Annotated in this window: 1 protein-coding gene; it reads right to left on the minus strand. The window is 59.8% G+C overall.

Translation table 11 applies throughout. The features are described from left to right. Positions 1–443: hypothetical protein (locus FL344_RS38835; RefSeq protein ID WP_194863415.1), on the minus strand; the 443-nt coding region annotated here is incomplete at both ends.

The raw sequence follows: 443 nt of genomic DNA on the forward strand, positions 1-443 counted from the left end.
GCGCTGGGATCAGTGTGGATGCTTCCCACGGCACTAATCCTTGGATGCGGGCCGGCGGGTCGGCTGGCCTGGCCAGGATTTCCGCCAAAGTGCCAGCGTCGAATGGTTCAGTGGGTGGCCGTTTGGCCGCGTCAACGATTTCGCGTGCACGTTCCCGTACTTGGATTTTTCGTACTTCGCTGATAACTAACATGTCGAACGGTTTGTCTTCGTTGGCGCCTTGTTTCTCGTAGCCTTCGGAGCGGCCCGGTTCGTAGCGGTTGAGCTTGGCTAGTGCCTTATCCACGGGGTAGGTGTCTTTGGCTTTGGGTGGTTGCTCGCAGCGGTCCCAGGCTGACCGCATGAGGGTCTCTGCTTCATGCCGGGGGATTTCTCGGGCTAGCAGTGAGGATGCGTACTCGAACAGGATGGTGTCCCGCGCCCCGTCTTTGATGACCTCGGGC

This window comes from Myxococcus sp. AB036A, assembly GCF_006547355.1.
GTDB classification, from domain to species: domain Bacteria; phylum Myxococcota; class Myxococcia; order Myxococcales; family Myxococcaceae; genus Myxococcus; species Myxococcus virescens.